This window comes from Frondihabitans sp. VKM Ac-2883, from assembly GCF_015350875.1.
Taxonomy (GTDB): domain Bacteria; phylum Actinomycetota; class Actinomycetes; order Actinomycetales; family Microbacteriaceae; genus Frondihabitans.
The window spans coordinates 1-19,415 of record NZ_JADKSF010000002.1 but is presented as its reverse complement, the minus strand read 5'-3'; the positions used below and the strand labels follow the sequence as shown (position 1 = coordinate 19,415).

20 protein-coding genes are annotated in these 19,415 nt (G+C 68.0%); 13 read left to right on the top strand and 7 right to left on the bottom strand.

Annotated elements, in window-relative coordinates; all coding sequences use genetic code 11:
- Positions 1–108 precede the first annotated feature (108 nt).
- Positions 109–1,071, bottom strand: coding sequence for a sugar-binding transcriptional regulator (locus tag ITJ49_RS03575; protein WP_194601497.1), 963 nt, complete (start codon positions 1,069–1,071; stop codon positions 109–111).
- A 176-nt stretch (positions 1,072–1,247) separates the two neighbouring features.
- Between ITJ49_RS03575 and ITJ49_RS03570 the strand changes: the two genes are divergently transcribed.
- Positions 1,248–3,095 (top strand): glycerol-3-phosphate dehydrogenase/oxidase, encoded by a 1,848-nt coding sequence (locus ITJ49_RS03570; protein ID WP_194601494.1) that lies wholly within the window; start codon positions 1,248–1,250, stop codon positions 3,093–3,095.
- 1,103 nt (positions 3,096–4,198) lie between these two features.
- Here ITJ49_RS03570 and ITJ49_RS03565 read toward each other — a convergent pair.
- The gene (locus ITJ49_RS03565; protein WP_194601491.1) at positions 4,199–5,731 is read right to left on the bottom strand and encodes an MFS transporter; all 1,533 of its coding nucleotides are present in this window, start codon (positions 5,729–5,731) and stop codon (positions 4,199–4,201) included.
- Positions 5,732–5,865: 134 nt separating this feature from the next.
- Positions 5,866–6,483, bottom strand: a complete 618-nt coding sequence (locus ITJ49_RS03560) for a hypothetical protein (RefSeq protein WP_194601488.1) — start codon at positions 6,481–6,483, stop codon at positions 5,866–5,868.
- 116 nt (positions 6,484–6,599) lie between these two features.
- Here ITJ49_RS03560 and ITJ49_RS03555 point away from each other — a divergent pair, with 116 nt between their 5' ends.
- On the top strand, positions 6,600–7,118 hold the full coding sequence (locus ITJ49_RS03555) for a DinB family protein (protein WP_194601485.1): 519 nt from the start codon (positions 6,600–6,602) through the stop codon (positions 7,116–7,118).
- 8 nt (positions 7,119–7,126) lie between these two features.
- Here ITJ49_RS03555 and ITJ49_RS03550 read toward each other — a convergent pair whose 3' ends face one another.
- A complete protein-coding gene (locus tag ITJ49_RS03550) occupies positions 7,127–7,606 on the bottom strand; it encodes an NUDIX domain-containing protein (RefSeq protein WP_194601482.1) in 480 nt (159 codons plus the stop codon).
- Between the two features lie 140 nt (positions 7,607–7,746).
- Between ITJ49_RS03550 and ITJ49_RS03545 the strand changes: the two genes are divergently transcribed.
- The 7 genes from ITJ49_RS03545 (at position 7,747) to ITJ49_RS03515 (ending at position 14,466) form a co-directional block, all read left to right on the top strand.
- On the top strand, positions 7,747–8,220 hold the full coding sequence (locus ITJ49_RS03545; RefSeq protein WP_194601479.1) for a hypothetical protein: 474 nt from the start codon (positions 7,747–7,749) through the stop codon (positions 8,218–8,220).
- 105 nt (positions 8,221–8,325) lie between these two features.
- Positions 8,326–9,261 (top strand): cysteine synthase A, encoded by a 936-nt coding sequence (gene cysK, locus ITJ49_RS03540; RefSeq protein ID WP_194601476.1) that lies wholly within the window; start codon positions 8,326–8,328, stop codon positions 9,259–9,261.
- A 4-nt stretch (positions 9,262–9,265) separates the two neighbouring features.
- Positions 9,266–9,793 (top strand): serine O-acetyltransferase, encoded by a 528-nt coding sequence (gene cysE, locus ITJ49_RS03535; RefSeq protein WP_370544354.1) that lies wholly within the window; start codon positions 9,266–9,268, stop codon positions 9,791–9,793.
- Between the two features lie 79 nt (positions 9,794–9,872).
- Positions 9,873–11,078, top strand: coding sequence for an acyltransferase (locus ITJ49_RS03530; RefSeq protein WP_194601472.1), 1,206 nt, complete (start codon positions 9,873–9,875; stop codon positions 11,076–11,078).
- 121 nt (positions 11,079–11,199) lie between these two features.
- Complete coding sequence (locus tag ITJ49_RS03525; protein ID WP_194601468.1) at positions 11,200–12,480, top strand: SufS family cysteine desulfurase; 1,281 nt, start codon at positions 11,200–11,202, stop codon at positions 12,478–12,480.
- Entirely contained in the window at positions 12,480–12,941 is a 462-nt protein-coding gene (gene sufU / locus ITJ49_RS03520) for a Fe-S cluster assembly sulfur transfer protein SufU (RefSeq protein ID WP_194601465.1), read from the top strand. The genes ITJ49_RS03525 and sufU overlap by 1 nt, the downstream gene beginning before the upstream one ends.
- A gap of 220 nt (positions 12,942–13,161) precedes the next feature.
- Positions 13,162–14,466, top strand: a complete 1,305-nt coding sequence (locus ITJ49_RS03515; protein ID WP_194601462.1) for an LCP family protein — start codon at positions 13,162–13,164, stop codon at positions 14,464–14,466.
- Here the strand turns inward: ITJ49_RS03515 and coaBC are convergent.
- The gene (coaBC, locus tag ITJ49_RS03510; RefSeq protein ID WP_194602825.1) at positions 14,463–15,719 is read right to left on the bottom strand and encodes a bifunctional phosphopantothenoylcysteine decarboxylase/phosphopantothenate--cysteine ligase CoaBC; all 1,257 of its coding nucleotides are present in this window, start codon (positions 15,717–15,719) and stop codon (positions 14,463–14,465) included. The two genes, ITJ49_RS03515 and coaBC, sit on opposite strands and share 4 nt — an antisense overlap.
- Positions 15,720–15,788: 69 nt before the next feature.
- Here coaBC and ITJ49_RS03505 point away from each other — a divergent pair, with 69 nt between their 5' ends.
- From ITJ49_RS03505 to ITJ49_RS03495, 3 genes are all read left to right on the top strand, one after another.
- Positions 15,789–16,520 carry an NRDE family protein gene (locus ITJ49_RS03505; RefSeq protein WP_194601459.1) on the top strand — a complete coding sequence of 244 codons (732 nt, stop codon included), beginning with the start codon at positions 15,789–15,791 and terminating at the stop codon, positions 16,518–16,520.
- A 107-nt stretch (positions 16,521–16,627) separates the two neighbouring features.
- Positions 16,628–17,206 carry an alpha/beta hydrolase gene (locus ITJ49_RS03500; RefSeq protein ID WP_194601456.1) on the top strand — a complete coding sequence of 193 codons (579 nt, stop codon included), beginning with the start codon at positions 16,628–16,630 and terminating at the stop codon, positions 17,204–17,206.
- Between the two features lie 183 nt (positions 17,207–17,389).
- On the top strand, positions 17,390–17,632 hold the full coding sequence (locus tag ITJ49_RS03495; protein WP_194601453.1) for a hypothetical protein: 243 nt from the start codon (positions 17,390–17,392) through the stop codon (positions 17,630–17,632).
- Between the two features lie 123 nt (positions 17,633–17,755).
- Here the strand turns inward: ITJ49_RS03495 and ITJ49_RS03490 are convergent, their stop codons facing one another.
- Both ITJ49_RS03490 and ITJ49_RS03485 read right to left on the bottom strand, forming a co-directional pair.
- Positions 17,756–18,400, bottom strand: coding sequence for an MOSC domain-containing protein (locus tag ITJ49_RS03490; RefSeq protein ID WP_194601450.1), 645 nt, complete (start codon positions 18,398–18,400; stop codon positions 17,756–17,758).
- 63 nt (positions 18,401–18,463) lie between these two features.
- A complete protein-coding gene (locus tag ITJ49_RS03485; RefSeq protein ID WP_194601447.1) occupies positions 18,464–18,808 on the bottom strand; it encodes an antibiotic biosynthesis monooxygenase in 345 nt (114 codons plus the stop codon).
- A 346-nt stretch (positions 18,809–19,154) separates the two neighbouring features.
- Between ITJ49_RS03485 and ITJ49_RS03480 the strand changes: the two genes are divergently transcribed.
- On the top strand, positions 19,155–19,415 hold a 261-nt coding region (locus ITJ49_RS03480; protein ID WP_370544353.1), incomplete at its 3' end, for a superoxide dismutase.

The following is a 19,415-nucleotide window of genomic DNA, read 5'->3' as shown; positions in this document are numbered from 1 at the left end:
GCAGGCTCGGCGGGGCGGTGCAACGCAGGTGGGGCGACGCTGAGGGGGCAGAATTCCTGACGGACGAGCGGCAAAGCCGCGCCAGACCAGGATCCTGCACTCCGCCGCTCACTCCAGAAGTGCCCGGGCGGTGCTCTCGTCGACGATCAGGTCGGTCACGAGGCCGGCCGCGAGAGCGCCGCGGATGCCCGGCACCTTCGAGGTTCCGGCGACGACGCAGACGCGCCGCGGAGCTCGGCGGATGGTCGCGAAGTCGGGCCCGGAGGCGCGCTTGTTGAGGGTGATGTCGCTCGACGAGCCGTCTTCGCGGAAGAACACCGTCGCGACGTCGCCGACCACCCCGTCACGGCGGAGGCTCGCGTGGTCGCTCTCTTCGAGGTAGCCGCCCGAGTAGACGTGGCTCGGTACGAGCGCATCGGGGGCGCCGATGCCGAAGACGACCACGTCCATGGAGTCCTGAAACGCGAGCACGCGTTTGGTGCTCCGCTCGCGCCAGAGCGCCTGCTTGGTGTCGGGGTCGTCGAAGAACGCCGGCACCGGAAACTGCTGGACCTGAGCGCCGAACGCGTCGCCGAATCGGCGCAGGATCTCGCTGGCGTAGACGATGCCGGTCGTGCGGGTGTTCGCGGCGCCGTTGAGCTGGACGATCATCGATCCGTGAGTGGCCTTCGGAACGAGATAGCGGCTGATCGCGCTGACGGTCGAGCCCCAGGCAAGGCCGATCACCATGTTCGAGTCGACGAACGGGGTGAGAATTCGTGCAGCCGAGAGGGCGACCCGATCAAGGCGATCGACGTCGGTCGTCTGGTCGGGAATGGGCACGACGTGGGCCACCACGTTGAACCGCCGGTGGAGCTGATCGCTGACGAGAGTCGCCTGGTCGAGGGGTGACTTGATCTGGATGTCGACGAGTCCGGTTTCGCGGGCATAACTCAGGAGTCGGGAGACGGACGAACGGGAAGTGCCCAGCTCGCGAGCGATCGCCTCCATCGTGAGATCCTGCAGGTAATAAAGGTGGGAGGCGCGCAGGGCGTCCTGCGTCTTGTCCACCTGGTGCGGTGCGTTCGACATGGGTCGGCCCTCTCTCTGCACGTATGTGCACAGGGGTTGACCGCCTGCTCACACGAGTTAAGTATGGAGGAGTCGGCGATCGATGCACCATTCCGATCGATCGCGATCCGACACCACGACGAGTAGCACCGACGCCACGGCGACGAAGCTCTCATAGCAGCGAAAGTGACAAGCCAGTGACGAAGTCGAAGAAGACAGACGACATCCGCGCCAACGTGTCCCGGATCAAGGAGCGCCCCACGGCGCAGGTCCTGATCATCGGTGGAGGCATCAACGGAATCGCGACGTTCCGCGACCTGGCGCTGCAAGGCGTCGACGTCGTGCTCGTCGAGCGCAACGACTACGGCTCCGGAGCTTCGGCTGCGTCGAGCCACATGATCCACGGTGGTATCCGCTACCTCGAGAACGGCGAGTTCCGTCTCGTGCGCGAGTCGGTCGAGGAGCGCAACGGCCTCCTGAAGATCGCCCCTCATTACGTCAAGCCGCTTCAGACCACGATGCCGATCTTCTCGACGTTCTCCGGCCTGATGAACGCCCCGCTGCGTATGCTCACGCACAAGCAGCGCTCCACCAAGGAGCGCGGCGCCGTGCTGATCAAGGTCGGCATGACCCTGTACGACTCCTTCTCGCGCGACGGTGGCACCGTTCCCCGTCACAAATTCCTGACGAAGTCGGCCGCGCTCCGCGACATGCCTGCTCTGAACAAGAACCTCAAGTACACCGGCACCTACTACGACGCGTCGGTCCACGAGCCCGAGCGCCTCGCCCTCGACGTCCTGAAAGACGGAATCGCCGCGGGCAACCGCGGTGCCGCCGGATCCAAGGCCCGCAGCGCGAACTACCTCGAGGCGGTCGGTGCTCAGGATGGCGGCGTGCTCGTTCGCGACGTCGTCACCGGCGACGAGTTCACCATCACGGCACCCGTGGTCATCAACGCCTCCGGCCCCTGGACCGACCTCACCAACAAGGTCTTCGGCGCCGAGTCGCAGTTCATGGGCGGCACCAAGGGCTCGCACATTGTCGTCGACCACCCCGCTCTGCTCAAGGCCACGAACGGTCGCGAGCTGTTCTTCGAGAACAACGACGGCCGCATCGTCCTGATCTACCCGCTCAAGGGCCGCGTCCTGATCGGCACCACCGACCTCGAAGCCGACATGAACGAGCCGGCGATCTGCACCGAGGAGGAGGTCGACTACTTCTTCGACCTCGTCAAGCACGTGTTCCCGACCATCTCGATCACGCGCGACGACATCGTCTACCGCTACTCGGGCGTGCGTCCGCTTCCGAAGCACGACGACCTCGCCGCCGGATTCGTCTCCCGCGACTACCGCATCGTCGAGACCGAGGTCGCGTCGCTTCCCAAGACGAAGGTGCTCTCGCTCGTCGGCGGTAAGTGGACCACCTTCCGTGCCCTCTCCGCGCACCTCTCGACCGAGGCCACCACGCGCCTCGGTGTCGGACGCACGGTCGACACGACCGGCATGGCGATCGGCGGTGGCAAGGGCTTCCCGACGCTGCCCGGCGACCGCGCCCGCTGGATCACCGACCACCAGGGCGGCCTCGACCGCGACCAGGTCGACCGCCTCCTGACGCGCTACGGCACTCGTGCCGAAGACGTCATCGAGACGCTCCTCGACCAGCCGTCCGAGGCGCTTGCCTCCGACAACCAGTTCACGGCTGCCGAGATCGCCTATTTCGCCGAGAACGAAGACGCCGTGCACCTCATCGACGTCGTCCTTCGCCGCACCAACCTCGCCTTCGTCGGCGGTGTCACGATTGAGCTCCTCTCCGAGCTCGCCGGGATCCTCCAGACGTCGCTCGGCTGGTCCGACGACGCGCGTGACGCCGAGATCGAAGACACGCTCGAGATCCTGCGCACCTTCCACGGTGTCGAGGTCGCGTCGCAGCACGTGCCCGCTGGTGCAGGGGCAAGTGCAGGTGCTGGTGCTCCGGCACCCGCTGCGGCACCCGAGTCCGCTGAGAGCCCGGTCACGTCGGCCGCGTCCGGGTCGCCCCAGGCCTAGCGCGTAACGCACCACTGCCCCGCCGCTTGAGCTTCCTGCTCGGGCGGCGGGGCTTTTGCGTGGGCGGTTTTCAGGTATGTGGGTGCGCCGCGTGCGTGGACGTGGCGCGGCGCCGCCGCGTGGGGACTGCATGCCTGAGTTGCGCGCCTGGGGCTTGGGGAGCGGGGCGTGCAGGATCCTGCGCTGGTCACGCTGGCGACCGTGGCCCCGGCCGCGTGCACGTTTCAGGTATTTAGGCCCGGCCGTGCGTGGGCGCCGCCTGCTACCGCGTGGCCGCGCCTCGTTCCCTGTTGTGCGAGCGGGGTTGCGCAGGATCCTGCACTTGTCACCCGCGCGACCAAGGTCCCGGCCGCGTGCATGTTTTAGGCGTTCAGGCCCGGCCGTGCGTGGGCGTCGCCTGCTGCCGTGTCGCCGCGCCTCGTTTCCTGTTGTGCGCACATCGCACGCTCACGCCGAAGAAGCGTGCACGTTTCAGGCATTCAGGCCCGGCCGTGCGTGGGTGCCGCCTACTTCCGTGCCGCCGCGCCTCGTTTCCTGTTCTGTGAGGGGGGGGTTGCGCAGGGTCCTGCGCGCCTTACCGCGCGACCATGGTCCCAGCCGCGTGCACGTTTCAGGCATTCAGGCCCGGCCGTGCGTGGGCGCCACCTACTTCCGTGCTGCCGCGCCTCGTTTCCTGTTCTGCGCACATCGCACGCTCACGCCGAAGAAGCGTGCACGTTTCAGGCGTTCAGGCCCGGCCGTGCGTGGGTGCCGCCTACTTCCGTGCCGCCGCGCCTCGTTTCCTGTTGTGCGAGCGGGGTCGCGCAGGATCCTGCGCGCGTCACGTGGGTGACGAGGGCCACTGCGGCGTGCACGTTTCAGGCGTCCAGGCCCGGCCGTGCGTGGGCGCCGCCTGCTACCGTGTCGCCGCGCCTCGTTTCCTGTTGTGCGCGCTCCAGGCGCACACCGCCCGCCCGCTCGCGCCCGCTCGCGCCCGCTCGCGCCCGCACGCCCGCACCCGCTCCCGCCCGCCCGCTCACCACGCACGCCCCCCACACGCCCACCCGCACGCACAAAGGGCCCCCCGCCACCGGCGGAGAGCCCCTTGGGTGCTGGCGCGAACGCTAGTGCGCCGCCACCGGAACGTCGTCGTGCGACGGAGTGCCCGCGGCCGCGATCTGGGCCTGGCGCACGGAATGCTTCTGCAGCACGGTGCCGCCGATGATCGCGATGATCACGAACACGCCGGTCGAGACCCAGAACGACAGGTGGTAGCCGGAGAGCACGGCGTTGGCCTGGTCGATCTTCGAGGTGCCGTTGGCGTTGAGGTAACGGGTGACCGCCCCAGCGCTGAGCGTGGAGAGCAGCGCCGTGCCGATCGAGCCGCCGATCTGCTGCATCGTGTTGACCGTCGCCGAGGCCACACCCGCGTCTTCGCGGCCGACGCCGGAGGTCGCGGTGTTCATGGCCGATGAGAAGATGAGGCCCATGCCGAGACCCATGACGATCAGACCGGGCAGCACGGTGCTGGCGTAGCTCGTGTCGAGCCCGATGCGGCTCAGGAGAGCCAGGCCCGCAGCGCCCAGCAGACCGCCGACGAAGATGAGCAGACGCGGCCCGACTCGCGGCAGCAGGCGGCTACCGAAGACAGTGGCGCTGAGCATGATCGAGAGCGGCATCGGCAGGAAGGCGACGCCGGTCTTCAGCGACGAGAAGCCGAGGGTGAGCTCGAGGTAGTACGTCAGGAACAGGAACACGGCGAACATGCCGATTCCGGCCAGGCCGATGACGAGGTACGAGCCGCCGCGGTCGCGGTTCAGGATGACGCGGAGAGGCAGCAGCGGGTGCTTGACACGCGACTGGATCAGAACGAACGCGGCCAGGAGGACGACGCCGCCGGCGAGGCAGATGATCGTGATCGGGTCGCTCCACGAGTTCGTCTCGGCGTTCGAGAAGCCGTAGACGATTCCGACGAGGCCGAGGGTCACGGTGATGACACCGGGAACGTCGACGTAGTGCTTCTGGTCGGTCGTGCCGCGCTTCTTCAGGAACGCGACGGCGCCCACGAGTGCGACCGCGGCGAAGATGACGTTGACGAAGAGGCAGAACCGCCACGAGGTGTACTCGGTGAGCACGCCGCCGAGGAGCAGACCGACTGCCGCGCCGGAACCGGCGATGGCGCCGAAGATGGCGAACGCCTTGGCGCGCTCCTTCGGGTTGGAGAACGTCGTGGTCATGATGCCGAGGGCCGACGGCGCCAGCAGTGCACCGAAAACGCCCTGCAGCGCCCGGGCTGCGACGAGCCAGCCGAACGACTCGGCTGCGCCGCCGAGCACGGAGGCCACGGCGAAGCCGATGAGGCCGATGATGAAGGTCGTCTTGCGGCCGAAGATGTCAGAGAGGCGGCCGCCGAGGAGCAAGAGACTGCCGAAGGCCAGGGAGTACGCGGTCACGACCCACTGGCGGTTGTCGTTGGTGAACCCGAGGTCGCTCTGCGCGGAGGGCAGGGCGATGTTCACGATGGTGGCGTCGAGCACCACCATGAGCTGGGCGAGCCCGACGACGGTTAGGATCAGCCACTTATGGTCGCGGACGGCGCCACCCGAAGTGCGCGTCGTGGCGACGGACCCCGTGGGCGTAGATGTGGTGGTGGTCATGGCTGTCCTGACGATCGAGACGGGAGGAAGTGAGCGTTCGTCATTGGACGCGGTGTGCCGAGGTCAGCCTAGAAAGAGCCACCGACACTGGGGATGCAATCGTGCACCCACTGCAATTATTCCCGCCCGAGCAACTATTCGCCGGGAGTCTCGGATGAATTCTTGCGGGCAGGCCGCGAGCGACGCGAGGAGGCGAGTTCTGCGAGGTCGACGTCGAGCAGCTCTTTCAGCCGAGCCTCGCGCTGAGCGCCATAGGCGGTATCGGGCACGACGACCGCGTTCACGTGACTCATGATGGCGCCGCCGACGTCGTTCCAGGCGCGGTCGCGAGCGGACATCACGATCTCGGCGATGAGGGCGTCGTCGTGAGAGCGCTCTTCTAGGCGGGCCGCGATGGTCGTGTAGATCGTCTCGCGTGCGGCGAGGGCCGAATTGTCGTCTGCGCGGTAGTCGAACTGGTGCCGCGAGCGACCCTTCGATTTCAGGGCCTTCGTGCGCGCATCGACCATGCGGGTCGCGAGGTCGCGCTGCTCGGCGGCGAGACGGCGGAGCTCGTCACCCACGGCCTCCGCGGTGTCGTCGCGGTCGAACGACTTCTGCTCGCGAAGCGCGCGGATGATGATCCGGTTGGCGACGCCGATCGTCGCCGCCGACTTCGCGATCAGCAGGCCGTCGCTGACGGCCCCCTCGACCTCGGCGGGGTCGACGGTTTCCGCCGCGAGTGCGGCACGCTTCGACTTGGAAATCACCACCCTTCGAACCTAGTGCCCACCGCCGACGATCGCCGTGTGAAGGGGTGGCACTTGTGGAACGGTGACTGGCAGTCCTCCGTCTTCGCGTGGGATCCTCGGCTCTCTAACCTGAGGGCATGCCGATCGTTCCCGACACCAAGAACTGGACCTGGGTGCTCGACGAGCCCTGCACCGACTGCGGATTCGACGCCGCGACGGTCGCCTTCGCCGACGTTCCGGGCCTCGTGCGCCGCAATGCTGCAGCGTGGGCCCTGCCGCTGGCCTCACCCCACGTGGCACTCCGACCGGACGACAGCACCTGGTCGCCCCTCGAATACGCGGCTCACGTGCGCGACGTGTTCCGTATCTTCGACGCACGCCTCGCTCTCATGCTGACCGAAGACGGCCCGACTTTCGCGAACTGGGACCAAGACGCGACGGCCGTCGCCGACGACTACGGAGCGCAGGATCCGACGGTGGTCGCGAGCGAACTGGCTGCGGCCGCAGAGGCGGTCGCCCGGTCGTTCGACACGGTGCCCGCCGGAGCGCTCGGCCGCACCGGCTTCCGCTCCGACGGCAGTGCATTCACCGTCGAGAGCCTGGCCACCTACTTCGTGCACGACCCGATCCACCACCTGCACGACGTCGTCGGTTGACGGGGCGTTCAGGAGTCGAAGCGGGCCTCACGCTCACCGCTGAGGGCGGCGTCGACGCGCTCCGCCATGTCGGGCGACATCTCAGGCAGGGCGTCGGCCGGGAACCATCGAGCCTCGGTGTTCTCGCCATCGGCAGGAAACGGCTGACCCGACACGTACTCGAAGAGGAACGTGTGGTCGATGTACTGGGCACGGTCGCCGTTGGCATAGACGATTTCGTCGGTCACGCCGAGCCGAGAGAAGCGCACGGGCACCGCCACGACATCGGCCTCTTCTTTGACTTCGCGTGCGGCGGCGACCGCCGGCTGCTCGCCCGGGTCGATGATGCCGGTCACCGGGGTCCAGGCGCCCGTGTCGGCCCGCCGCACCATGAGCACATCGCGACGCTCTCCTGAATCACGGACGACGACCGCGGTGACACCCGAGATCCAGAGGGGGACGGTGCCGATCTTCTCGCGGAGGGCAAGGACGAAGTCGGGGATGGCCATTCGTCGAGGCTAGCAATCGCTCCGGGAGAGCCGACCCCGCGAACTGGGGGCGTGAAGCCCCGGAAGGGGGACTGCCCGTGGTCGGCCGAGGCGGGGAACATCGATATGGGCCCGACGGGCGGGCCAGGGGAGTACCACAAGTGACCATCGTCAATCCTGCAGGAGCCGACGCGCTCCGCGAGATCGAGCTGCCGTACACCCGCATCAAAGCGGGCGACGGCCGCGGAACGCCTATGCGCCGATACTCCGTGCTCGACTCCACGCTTCTGATCGCCGCCGCGCAGTCCATCGTGATCGCGGCGCTCCTGCCTCTCGAGGGAACGGCCAAGATCGCTGCGATTCTCGCCGGTGTCGCCTTCACGGTCATCGCCGCGATCATGAGTCGCCGTCACAGCATCCACAGCCGTACCGTCCGCACGGAGCGAGCCGCGATCATCCGCTGGCTCGCCATCTACAGCCCTCTCGATCATCGGAGCAGGCTCGCCCTTGCCTGGTCGGAGCCGCAGGAGATCGGCGATCGGCAGTACGAATTCCGTTCGCTCAACGAGGGTGGTCGTACGCTCTCGCTGATCATCGACCTCGACATTCAGGTCGCGTCGCTCGCCACTCTCTGATCGGATCCGTCGCTCCCGGCGCCTGTGGAAAATCGTCCCGAGGGGATTGAGTGCGCGCCTAGAATCGAGGCGTCCCCAGTACCGACGACGGAACGAGACCCGAGCATGACCGGCATCTACGACGACATCACCCAGGCGTTCGGCAACACCCCTCTCGTGCGCATTAACAAGCTGGGCGAAGCGGGCGGCCCCGAGATCCTGGGCAAGCTCGAGTTCTACAACCCCGGCGGCAGCGTCAAGGATCGCCTCGGCGTCGCGATCGTCGACGCGGCCGAAGCCTCCGGCGACCTGAAGCCCGGCGGCACAATCGTCGAGGGGTCGAGCGGCAACACCGGCATCGCGCTCGCTCTCGTCGGGGCCGCGCGCGGTTACCGCGTCGTCGTGACGATGCCCGAGACGATGAGCGTCGAGCGACGAGTGCTCATGCGGGCCTACGGTGCCGAGATCGTGCTGACGCCCGGCGGCGAGGGCATGCGCGGTGCTCACGACCGTGCCGAGCAGATCGTGGCCGAGACTCCGGGCGCCATTCTCGCCCACCAGTTCGAGACCGTTGCCAACGCCGAGATCCACCGCACCACGACCGCACAGGAGATCCTGCGCGACACCGACGGCCGGGTCGACGTCTTCATCGCCGGCGTCGGCACTGGCGGCACCATCACGGGTGTCGGTCAGGTGCTGAAAGAGAAGGTGCCGGGGGTCCGCATCGTCGCGGTCGAGCCGGCCGATTCGCCGCTCCTCTCGCAGGGCAAGGCCGGGCCGCACAAGATCGCGGGCATCGGTGCCAACTTCGTTCCCGAGGTGCTCGACACATCCGTGTACGACGAGGTCTTCCCCGTCGAGCTCGACGACGCGCTTCGTGTCGCCCGCGACCTGGCCACCCAGGAGGGCATCCTGAGCGGCATCTCGTCGGGCGCGATCATGCACGCGGCCCTCGAGATCGCCAAGCGGCCCGAAATGGCCGGCAAGCGGATCGTCGCCATCGTCTGCGACACCGGCGAGCGGTACCTCTCGACAGTGTTGTTCAGCGACCTCTCGGACTAGCGCGGTGCGTCTGGTCGCGCGGCTGCGCGACGATGTCGCGGCGGTTCGGCGGGGTGATCCCGCCGCCCGCGGCTCGTTCGAGATCGCGCTGCTCTATTCCGGCCTTCATGCGGTCTGGGCCTATCGAGTTACGAGCAGGTTGTGGCGCGTCCGACCCTTCGTCGGCGCGCGGTTCGTCGCGCGACTGCTGTCGCAGCTGACTCGCTCGCTGACCGGCATCGAGATCCACCCCGGCGCCCGGATCGGCGACCGGCTCTTCATCGACCACGGCATGGGCGTCGTGATCGGCGAGACAGCCGTCGTCGGCCACGACGTGCTGCTCTATCACGGCGTGACCCTCGGGGGCCGGGGCACCGGCACCGTCTCGCGACGGCACCCGACGCTGGGTGACCGGGTGATCGTGGGCGCGGGTGCGGCCGTGCTGGGGGCGATCAGCGTCGGCGCCGATGCCCGCGTGGGTGCGGGTGCCGTGGTCACACACGATGTGGCGGCTGGCGCCACGGTCGTGGGCGTGCCCGCGCGTCCGCTCTAGCGGCACGATCCGGTCGAGAAGCGACACTCAGCAAATCGTTATCAGGCTCTCCATAGGTGAGAAAGAGTTCACTGGCCTGATGGCGACGACGACCCCGATCAAGCCGGTCACCGCTCCAACCCGTCCGGCGAGAGACATTTCGAAGCACGACAAGGCCCCTGCGAAGGGCGGACGAGTGCTGCCCCTGGATGGGCTGCGCGCGCTCGCCATCCTCGGCGTCGTTCTCTACCACCTGCACGTTCCCGGCATGAAGGGCGGCTTCGTCGGCGTCAACGTGTTTTTCGTGCTCTCGGGCTACCTGATCACGTCGCTGCTGCTGGAAGAGCACCGTCGGGAGGCCACGATTCGGTTGGGTCGATTCTGGGTGCGCCGGATCCTTCGGCTCTATCCGTCGCTCGTGGCCGTCGTGGTCGTGGCAGCAGCCCTGTGGTTCCTGGTCGGCGACTACGGCTACTCCGACGTCGGCGCCGGAAGCGGCGCGTTGATCGCTCTCACGTACACCGGTAACTTCATGCGCGCGTTCGCCCACGTGTCGCAGGGCGTCTTCGCGCCCGGCTGGAGCCTAGCGATGGAGGAGCAGTTCTATCTGATCTGGCCCCCGATCCTGCTTCTGCTGCTCTCGAAGGGGCTGCGTCGCAAAGTGATCGCCTGGATCGGCGCCGCTGCCGTGATCGCCTCCTGCGTCTTCTCGGCAGTTCTCTACGACACGCCCTCGGGCATCGCGACTCCCGACATCTACTTCAGCCCGGTGTCGAACGTCGCTCCGCTCATGATGGGCTGCGTTCTCGCCCTCGCCCTGACGCACGAACGGGCACGCGCGTTCTTCGCGGGCTGGTTCGGAGCCGTGGCCAGCTGGGTCGGATTCGTAGGCGTGGTCACGATCGCCGCGATGATGAACGACGGTTTGCCCGGCGAAGGCTGGCAGCAGACCGCGACGACCTTCGGCTTCACCCTGCCTTTGGTCGGCCTCGCGTCGGCCCTGCTGATCGGCGGGATGGTGTCGCGGCGTTCGCCGCTGTCGATCGCCCTGTCGTGGAAGCCCATGGCCTGGTTCGGCCGGAACGTGTCGTATTCGCTCTACCTCTGGCACATGGTCGTCATCGCCCTGGTCGAGCCCTACGTTCACGGCCTCTGGGGCAAGTTCGCCCTGGTCGTTGCGGCCAGCCTTGTCGCCATCGGCAGCCACTTCGCTGTCGAAAAGCCTTTCTTGAAGATCAAGAAGCGCTTCGAGCCCGCGTCGTGGTCGCAGCCGGTCAAGCGCGAGGCCGTTACGGCCGACGCGTAACCGTCTGGGGCTCGGAGCGCTCGCGTTGCCTCGGCTCCCCAGGCGACGAGTAAAGACGCCCTGGGCGTAACCCTGTGGAGAACGCCTCGACAAATCAGACGAGTGTGGAATCGTTGTTTTCGTGACGACAAGCACCGCATTCGACATCAGCGCGAAACGACTCGATTTTCCCGGCCTCCAGCACGAGGTGAACGGGTTCCCTCTGGCGTACCTCGATACCGGCGCGACCGCTCAGCGGCCGACGTCGGTGCTCGACGCTGAAAGGCGTTTTCTCGAGACAACCAACGCTGCCGTTCACCGCGGCGCGCACACGATAGCGGGGCTCGCGACCGAGGCCTACGAAGAGGCTCGTGAGACCGTCGCCCGCTTCGTCGGCGCGGCGTCGTCCGACGAGATCGTCTGGACTTCCAATGCCACCGATGCGCTCAACCTGGTCGCGCACGGGTTCGAGGCGGCGACCGACGGGCGGGGAGGATCCCCCGCGAAGCGTTTCGCACTCTCACCCGGCGATGAGATCGTGGTGACCGAAGCGGAGCATCACGCCAATCTCGTTCCGTGGCAAGAGCTCGCGGCCCGGACGGGTGCGGTGTTCCGGTACGTGCCCGTGGCCGATGACGGCACGTGGAGTCTCGACGACGCGCGCTCCGTGATCGGGGCTCGCACCCGGATCCTGGCTTTCGCGCACATCTCGAACGTTACCGGCTACGTCGCCCCGGTCGAAGAGCTCGTCGAGCTGGCCCACGGCGTCGGGGCCCTCGTCGTGCTCGACGCGTGCCAATCCGCGCCGCACCGACCTCTCGACCTGGCGCGGTTGGGTGTCGACTTCGCGGCGTTTTCCGCCCACAAGATGCTCGGCCCGACCGGCATCGGCGTGCTCTGGGGCCGTAAAGAGCTGCTCGACGCGTTGCCCCCGTTCCGCACCGGAGGGTCGATGATCTCGACCGTGACGATGGAGTCGACGACGTTCCTACCCGCCCCGCAGCGGTTCGAAGCAGGTACGCAGCCGGTGTCGCAGGCAGTCGCCTTTGCCGAAGCGATTCGCTACCTCGAGGCCGTCGGTCTGGGGGCCATCGAAGCCCACGAGGACCGCCTCGCGGAGCGTCTCGTCTCCGGCCTCACTGCCCTGCCGGGCATTCGCGTCGTCGGCCCGGCGGCCGGAGTGCCGCGCGCCGGTCTGGCGAGCTTCGACGTCGCCGGGGTGCACGCACACGATGTCGGCCAGTACCTCGACGCGCAGGGCATCGCCGTGCGTGTGGGGCACCACTGCGCGCAACCGCTCCACCGTCGACTTGGGCTCACCGCGACGACCCGCGCCTCGACCTACCTCTATACGACCGACGACGAGATCGATCGGCTGCTCGCCGGCGTCGCCGAGGTCCGCGGCTACTTCGGGGTGGCCTGATGGCTGACGCACTCGCGGGGCTCTATCAGCAGGTGATCCTCGACCACTCCAAGGCGCGGACGGGCGAAGGCGAACTGCCGGGTGCCGACGCGGAACACTTCGAACGGAACCCGACCTGCGGCGACGAGATCACGGTTCGCGTGGTCATGGAAGCGGGCACCGACACGATTCGCTCACTGGCCTGGGAGGGCGACGGCTGCAGCATCTCGATGGCCTCCGCCTCGGTGCTGGCGGGGATGGCGCCCGGGCTGACCCTGGCCGAGCTCGCCGAACGAACAGAGGCCTTCCGCGGCATGATGCGCTCGAAAGGCGTGGGCGAGCCCGACGAAGATCTTCTGGGCGACGCGGTCGCCTTTCAGGGGGTGTCGAAATTCGTCATGCGGGTGAAGTGCGCGATGCTCTCGTGGGTGGCGGCGGAGGCGTGTGCGACGCAGCTCGGGGCGCGGGTGGCGTCGAGCTAGCGGGCGCTGAGTCGCCCGGCGTCGAACTAGTCGCCGTCGAGCTAGGAGACGCTTAGCGGACTCCCCGACGTGCCGCGGCGCGACGGAAAGTCCGCATGACGTCTCGGCGCGCGAGTGTTCGCACGTCGGACGACCCCAGGACGGGGGTGTGTCGCGCGTCACAGCAGCACGCACCCGTCGCTTACGCTGAGAATCCGACCCACGTCTCCGTTGGAGTGCCATGGCTCAGATTCAGCACGGGCGGCTCCGCGAGGGCCACCCGGTCGCCTCCGCGTTCCGATTCGTGGGGCTCGCGGTTGCGGTCGCGCTCGTCTCCTCGGCATGCGTGGCGGCGTATGCCGCACACGATGTCGTCGCGACCGCCGCGCCTCCGGTGCACATCCCCGACCTTCCCGGCCGGACGGCAGAGCCCCTCCCCGAGGCGCCCGCCGGTCAGACGGTCGGCGAGGTCAACATGCTCCTGGTCGGAACCGACACGCGCTCCAAGCAGGGGGCCGAGTATTCCGATTCCGCCAACCAGAGCGCCAGCACCGGTTCCGGCAACAACGACGTCAACATCCTCCTTCACATCTCGAAGAACCACGATTCGATCTCCGTCGTGAGCTTTCCGCGAGACCTCGAGATCCCCATCCCGTCGTGCCCCACGGGGTCGGGCGGATCCTCGTATTCCAGCAGCAAGGCCATGCTCAACACCGCACTCGGCCGCGGGGGAGACGATCGCAACGGGCTCGCCTGCGCCGTTCTGACCGTCGAACAGCTCACCGGCCTCGACATCCCCTACGCGGCCAGCGTCACATTCGACGGCACCAGCGCCATCTCGTCGGCGATCGGCGGGGTTACCGTCTGCCTGGCGACCCCCATCGTCGACTACAACGTCACCCCGCCCCTCGATCTGAAGGCCGGCCAGCAGACTCTCGTCGGCCCGGACGCCCTCTCCTTCCTGAGAAGCAGACACGGCGTCGGCGACGGCAGCGACCTGGGGCGCATCAGCAACCAGCAGGTGTTCATGTCGTCACTGGCCCGCGAGCTCACCAGCTCGACCACGCTGACGAACCCGTTCAAGCTCTATTCGATCGCCTCGGCGGCGGCCAAGAACATGCTGCTCTCCGACACGTTGAACGTGAAGACCCTCCTCGGCATCGTCCAGGCGGTGCAGAAGGTCGGCCTCGACAACATGGTGTTCGTCCAGTACCCGGTGGGTCAAGATCCCGACGACATCAACCGGGTGGTGCCCAACGTGTACGCCGCAGAACAGCTGAACACGGCGCTTCAGTCCGATCAGCCCATCCGCTTGAGCGGAACCACCGGCGACGCGGCGGAGGTCGACACGAGCCCGTCGGCGACGTCGACACCGAAAGCGACAGCGACGCCAGCGCCGACTGCCACGGGCGGTGCCGCACCGACTCCCCGCGCCACCAAATCCACGAGACCAGGATCCGCCCCCGCCCCCGCGGTCACCCTCCCACCGTCGGTCTCCGGTCAGACGGCAGCCCAGAAGACGTGCTCCAAGAAGGGGCAGCATTAGTCGGCTGCGGCCCGCAACTCCACCATCTGGTCGATCAGTGCATCGGCTACCTCGCGCTTCGACCCGCTGGCCTCGGCCTTGATCGCGCCGTCGGGTGTCAGCATCAGGATCGCGTTGTCGTCGGTGCCGAATCCTGCCGCCCAGCCGACGGCGTTTACCACGAGCAGATCGGCCTTCTTGCGAGTGGCTTTGGTGCGGCCGAGTTCCAATAGGGACTCCCGGTCGGGCGCGGTCTCGGCCGCAAACCCCACGATCAGCTGGCCTGGTCGACGGTTCGCGGCGAGCCCAGCCAGGATGTCGGGGTTGCGCACGAGCTGAAGCGTCAGATCGTCGCCGTGGTCGTCTTTCTTGATCTTCGACTCCGAGACGGTGGCCGGGCGGTAGTCGGCCACGGCGGCCGCCATGACGATCAGATCCGAGACCTCGGCGATGCTCTCGACGGCGAGAGCCATCTCGGACGCGGTGGTGACGGCGACCGTGTCAAGGCCGGTGGTATCGACATCAGGATCCAGGTGCGCGGCCACGAGAGTCACCTCGGCGCCGCGATCGGCTGCGGCTCGTGCGAGTGCCACGCCCTGCTTCCCACTCGAGCGGTTGCCCAAGAAGCGCACCGGATCGAGCGGCTCCCGAGTGCCCCCGGCGGAGACGACCACTCGCACGCCGGCGAGGTCGCGAGTGCGTGGTTCGTCCTGAGGAGTGGCCGTGCTTTCCTGAGGAGTGGCCGTGCTCTCCTGAAAAGCGGCCAGGGCGGCGGCGACGATGGCCTCGGGCTCACTCATTCGCCCTTCTCCGGCATCGGCGCCGGTCAATGCCCCCGACTCCGGCCCGACGAAGGTCACGCCGCGAGAGCGCAGCGTGGCGACGTTGGCGCGCGTCGCCGCATTCGACCACATCTCGGTATGCATGGCCGGAGCCACGACGAGCGGTGCACGCGACGCCAGGATCGTCGTGCCGAGGAGATCATCGGCCAGGCCGGCGGCCAGCTTGGCGAGCGTGTTGGCCGTCGCCGGAGCGACGATGACGAGATCGGCCGCCTGCCCGAGCGCCACGTGGCGCACCGCCGCGACATCGTCGTAGAGCGACACCGTCACGGGGTTGCGGCTCAGCGCCTCGAGCGTGGGGAGGCCGACGAAACGCAGCGCGGCCTCGGTCGGAACGATGTGCACGTCGTGCCCGGCCTTCACGAGCAACCGGGCGACGCCGACCGCCTTGTACGCGGCGATGCCGCCGGTGAGCCCTACGACGATGTTCAGGCGGTCGCCCACGATGGTCCTTCCGTTGCTGGCTGGGAGTGCCCGGGCACTCGCCTCTATCCTGGCCGAGTGTGCACCGTCATCATCGGATTCGACCCGACCGCCGACTGGCCGGTCGTGCTCCTCGGCCTCCGCGACGAGGCCGTCGACCGCCCGTGGGACGCCCCGGGAGCCTGGTGGCCGGAGCTCGGCGACGGTGTCCGCGGAGTGCACGACCGCGAAGCGGGCGGGGCGTGGTTGGCAACGAACGCCGAACCAGCGCGGGCGGCCGTGGTGCTCAACCGACACGAGGCGGTCGACGAGCCGGCAGACGGCTACATCTCGCGCGGCGCGCTGCCGCTCGACTCGGTGACGGGCTCGCTCGGTGAGCCGTCGGATCCTCGGTTCCGGTCGTACAACCTGGTTGAGCTGACGCCCGAATCGGTGCGGTTCACGCGATGGGACGGCCGCGCCGTGACATCGACGGAGCTGCCCCCTGGCGTGCACATGATCACGCACGAGGGGCCGGACGTCGCCTCGGTTCCGCGCGAGTTGCGCTGGCTGCCGGAGTTCCAGGCGGCGGCGCGACCGACGGGTGTGCTCGATTCAGGATCCTGGCAACCGTGGCTCGGGGTCCTCGCCGACAGCTCCTCCCTCTCGACCATCGACGACCAGGCGCTCTTCCGCTCCGATGTCATCGACGGTCACCACTATGCCTCCCTCTCCGTCTCGACCCTCGCCCTGCAGCCGGGACACGTCGACCTGCGCCACGCGCGACTCGATCACCCCGGGCATCTGGAGGGCGGGCTCCACTGGGGCTGAGCCGTCGTCGCGTGGCGTCGCGGCTTCTGTCGCTCTTGCGGCGTGCCAGGAGCGTCACAGATCGTCACGTCGTGGCGCCTTTCGCTCGAAACGCGGACCATCGGTACATGCCCATCTCCGCGCGCGGAACCGTCGTCCTCCTCGGTGGAGGCGATCCCGGCGGGGATCTCCACCATCTGGTCGATGTGCTGAAGGTCGCCGAGTTCAGCGTCGAGGCGATCGCCGACGTCGCTCTCGATACCCGCGCGTCGCTGCAGCGAGCGCGAGACGTCTTCGCTGATGCCTCCCGTGAGCTTCCGCGGATCCTGATCGGCTCCGGCGTCGGGGCTACAGCTGCCGCGTCGCTCGCCGCCGAGCCGTTCGTCACGGTGGAAGCGCTCGTGCTCGCCAACATCGTCACGTCGGCGTCGCGCGGAATAAGCCTTCCTCCGGGAATCGCGCTGCCCGAGGCCCGCTCCATTCGTCAGCCCACGCTCGTCTTCCACGGTGATGCCGACCCGGTGACCGACATCGCCGACGCTGCGAACTGGGCGACGCAGCTGCCACGCGGCGTGGTGCGCGTCGTGCGTGGGGGAGGCCACGGCGTGCTCGGGGGAGACTCGCGGCGATCGGTCGCGGCGTCGATCGTGCTCTTCGCCGAGAGGCAGCGCGCTGGGGAGCCCGTGCTGACCGACGGGTTCGCCTGAGGGTGGGTCGCGGCGTGGTGCTGTGCGCGCGTCAGGAAACGGGTCGCGCACGGGCGTGGGCATGGGGATGTCGCGACCTGGAGCGCCCGCATTCCTGACAGACGCGCACGCGAGGCCCCCTCCGCACGGGCGTTCGCCGTCTACAGCGCCTACCGTGCACCCCGCCCCCACGAAAGGAACACCATGAGCGACCAGCCCGACACCACCGAACGCCTCGGCGGCGTGACCTCCGGAGAAGCCGACTACGTCGCGGTGAACTCGGCCGGAGTCTCCGCCGAACGCCATGTGCCGAAAGGCGACGAGGAAGTCGGCAAAGGCGAGCAGCTCGACGAGGCCGGACACTTCGACCCCGAGCAGCAGGCGGACGGCAGCGACGGTGGCGACGAGCTGGAGCAGGCGCCTCAGGCGCGACCCGCGAGCGACTGACCTGGCGTCACTGCTCAGTTCTCAGGCGCAGAAGTCAGGAAACGGGGTTCGCGAGGTGCGTGCTTTCGCGCCCCCGTGGGATCCTCGGGGCTCGTCACCTGAAAAGTGAACGAGCGCGGCGACTCACGCCAGCTGCTGAGCGGCCGTCTTGCGCGCGATCTTGACGACAGGATCGGCCACGAAGCCGCCCTCTCGCTCGATCTCGAGTAGATCGCGGGCCTGCTCGGCGGTGAGTCCGGCGAAGCAGTCTCCGATCGTGATTCCGTGGGCGGGGCGAGCGCCCACCACGATCTCGTCGCCAGCGACCACCGGACCGGCCTTGATCACCCGGAGGTAGGCACCGGGGCGCCCTTCGGCCGTGAAGCGCTTGACCCACTGGGGCTCGCGCATACGGCGTGCGAAGGTGGCGCACGGGGTGCGTGGCATCGTCACCTCGACGACCAGGCTTTCGCCGATGTGCCAGCGCTCGCCGAGCACTGCCCCGGTGACATCGAGGCCCGACGTCCGCAGGTTCTCGCCGAAGAGCCCCGGCTCTACGTCGCGACCCAGGAGTTCGATGAAGTGCGCGGCGTCTTCGTCGGCGAAGGCGTACACCGCCTTGTCGGGGCCGCCGTGATGCACCCGGTTGGCCTGAATGTCACCGTAGACGCCCATCTTCTTGACAGCCACGGGCTCATCAAGAGGCTGCTTGTCGATAGCGGTCACGCCGAGCGACCCCGAATCGGGCTGGAGGCGGGCGACGCGGCAGACGGCAGTGATCGCAGGCATGAGCCCATGGTGCCATCCCGGTCGGCGCACCGCGAGAGCGAGGACAGCTCGAGGCGCGGGGCTCTAGAGCTCGACGACCTCGAACTCGAGAAGATCGGCGCCGGTCGCGACGGGCTTGGGGGCGGTCGGCTGCTCGGAAGCGGCCGAAGTGTCGGGCGCCGGAGCGGACTGCGCGCCCTGGCCGTGAGCCGCCTTCGCGCCGTTGGCCGACCACTCCTGGAAGCTCTCTTCGGAATCCCACGTGGTCACGACGAAGTAGCGCTCCTCGCCCTTGACCGGTCGCAGAAGCTGAAAGCCCTCGAACCCCTTGGAGCCGTCGACGGAGTGCTTGCGCGCGGCGAAACGCTTCTCGAGCTCTGCTCCCTGGCCTTCGGGAACGTGGATGGCATTGATCTTGACGACAGACATCAGGCTCTTTCTCTTGGGGCAGCGCTACTCGCACCGCTTCACGAAACTTCGCTGGGGGACGAAGACAGCCTATCCAGGGCGTCTCCGGCGACGCCGGGAGTCTCCACAGGTGCCCCGGGGCGCGCGAATCAGGAACTCAAGAGCGCAGGATCCCACGGGGCGGGGAAGAACGCCCCTCCCGCGCCCAGATGCCTGATTTGTGAGCGGGGGCCGGAGCCATCGAGCGCGTCATGTGTCGCCTCAATCGCTCGAACCTGAACGCCCGCTTGACCTCAGGTGCACTTGAGATCCTAGGCTTGAAGCGACTCCGAACACCGGACGGAAACATCGAGAGAAAGCGACCATCGTGGCTGAATACACTCTTCCCGACCTTGCCTACGACTACTCGGCCCTCGCGCCGAGCATCTCGGGCCGCATCATGGAGCTGCACCACTCCAAGCACCACCAGACCTACGTCACCGGCGCGAACACCGCGAACGCCGCCCTCGCCGAAGCACGCGAGACCGGCAACCTCGCGAACGTCAACAAGTTCGAGAAAGACCTCGCGTTCAACCTCGGCGGCCACGTCAACCACTCGATCTTCTGGACCAACATGTCGCCCGACGGC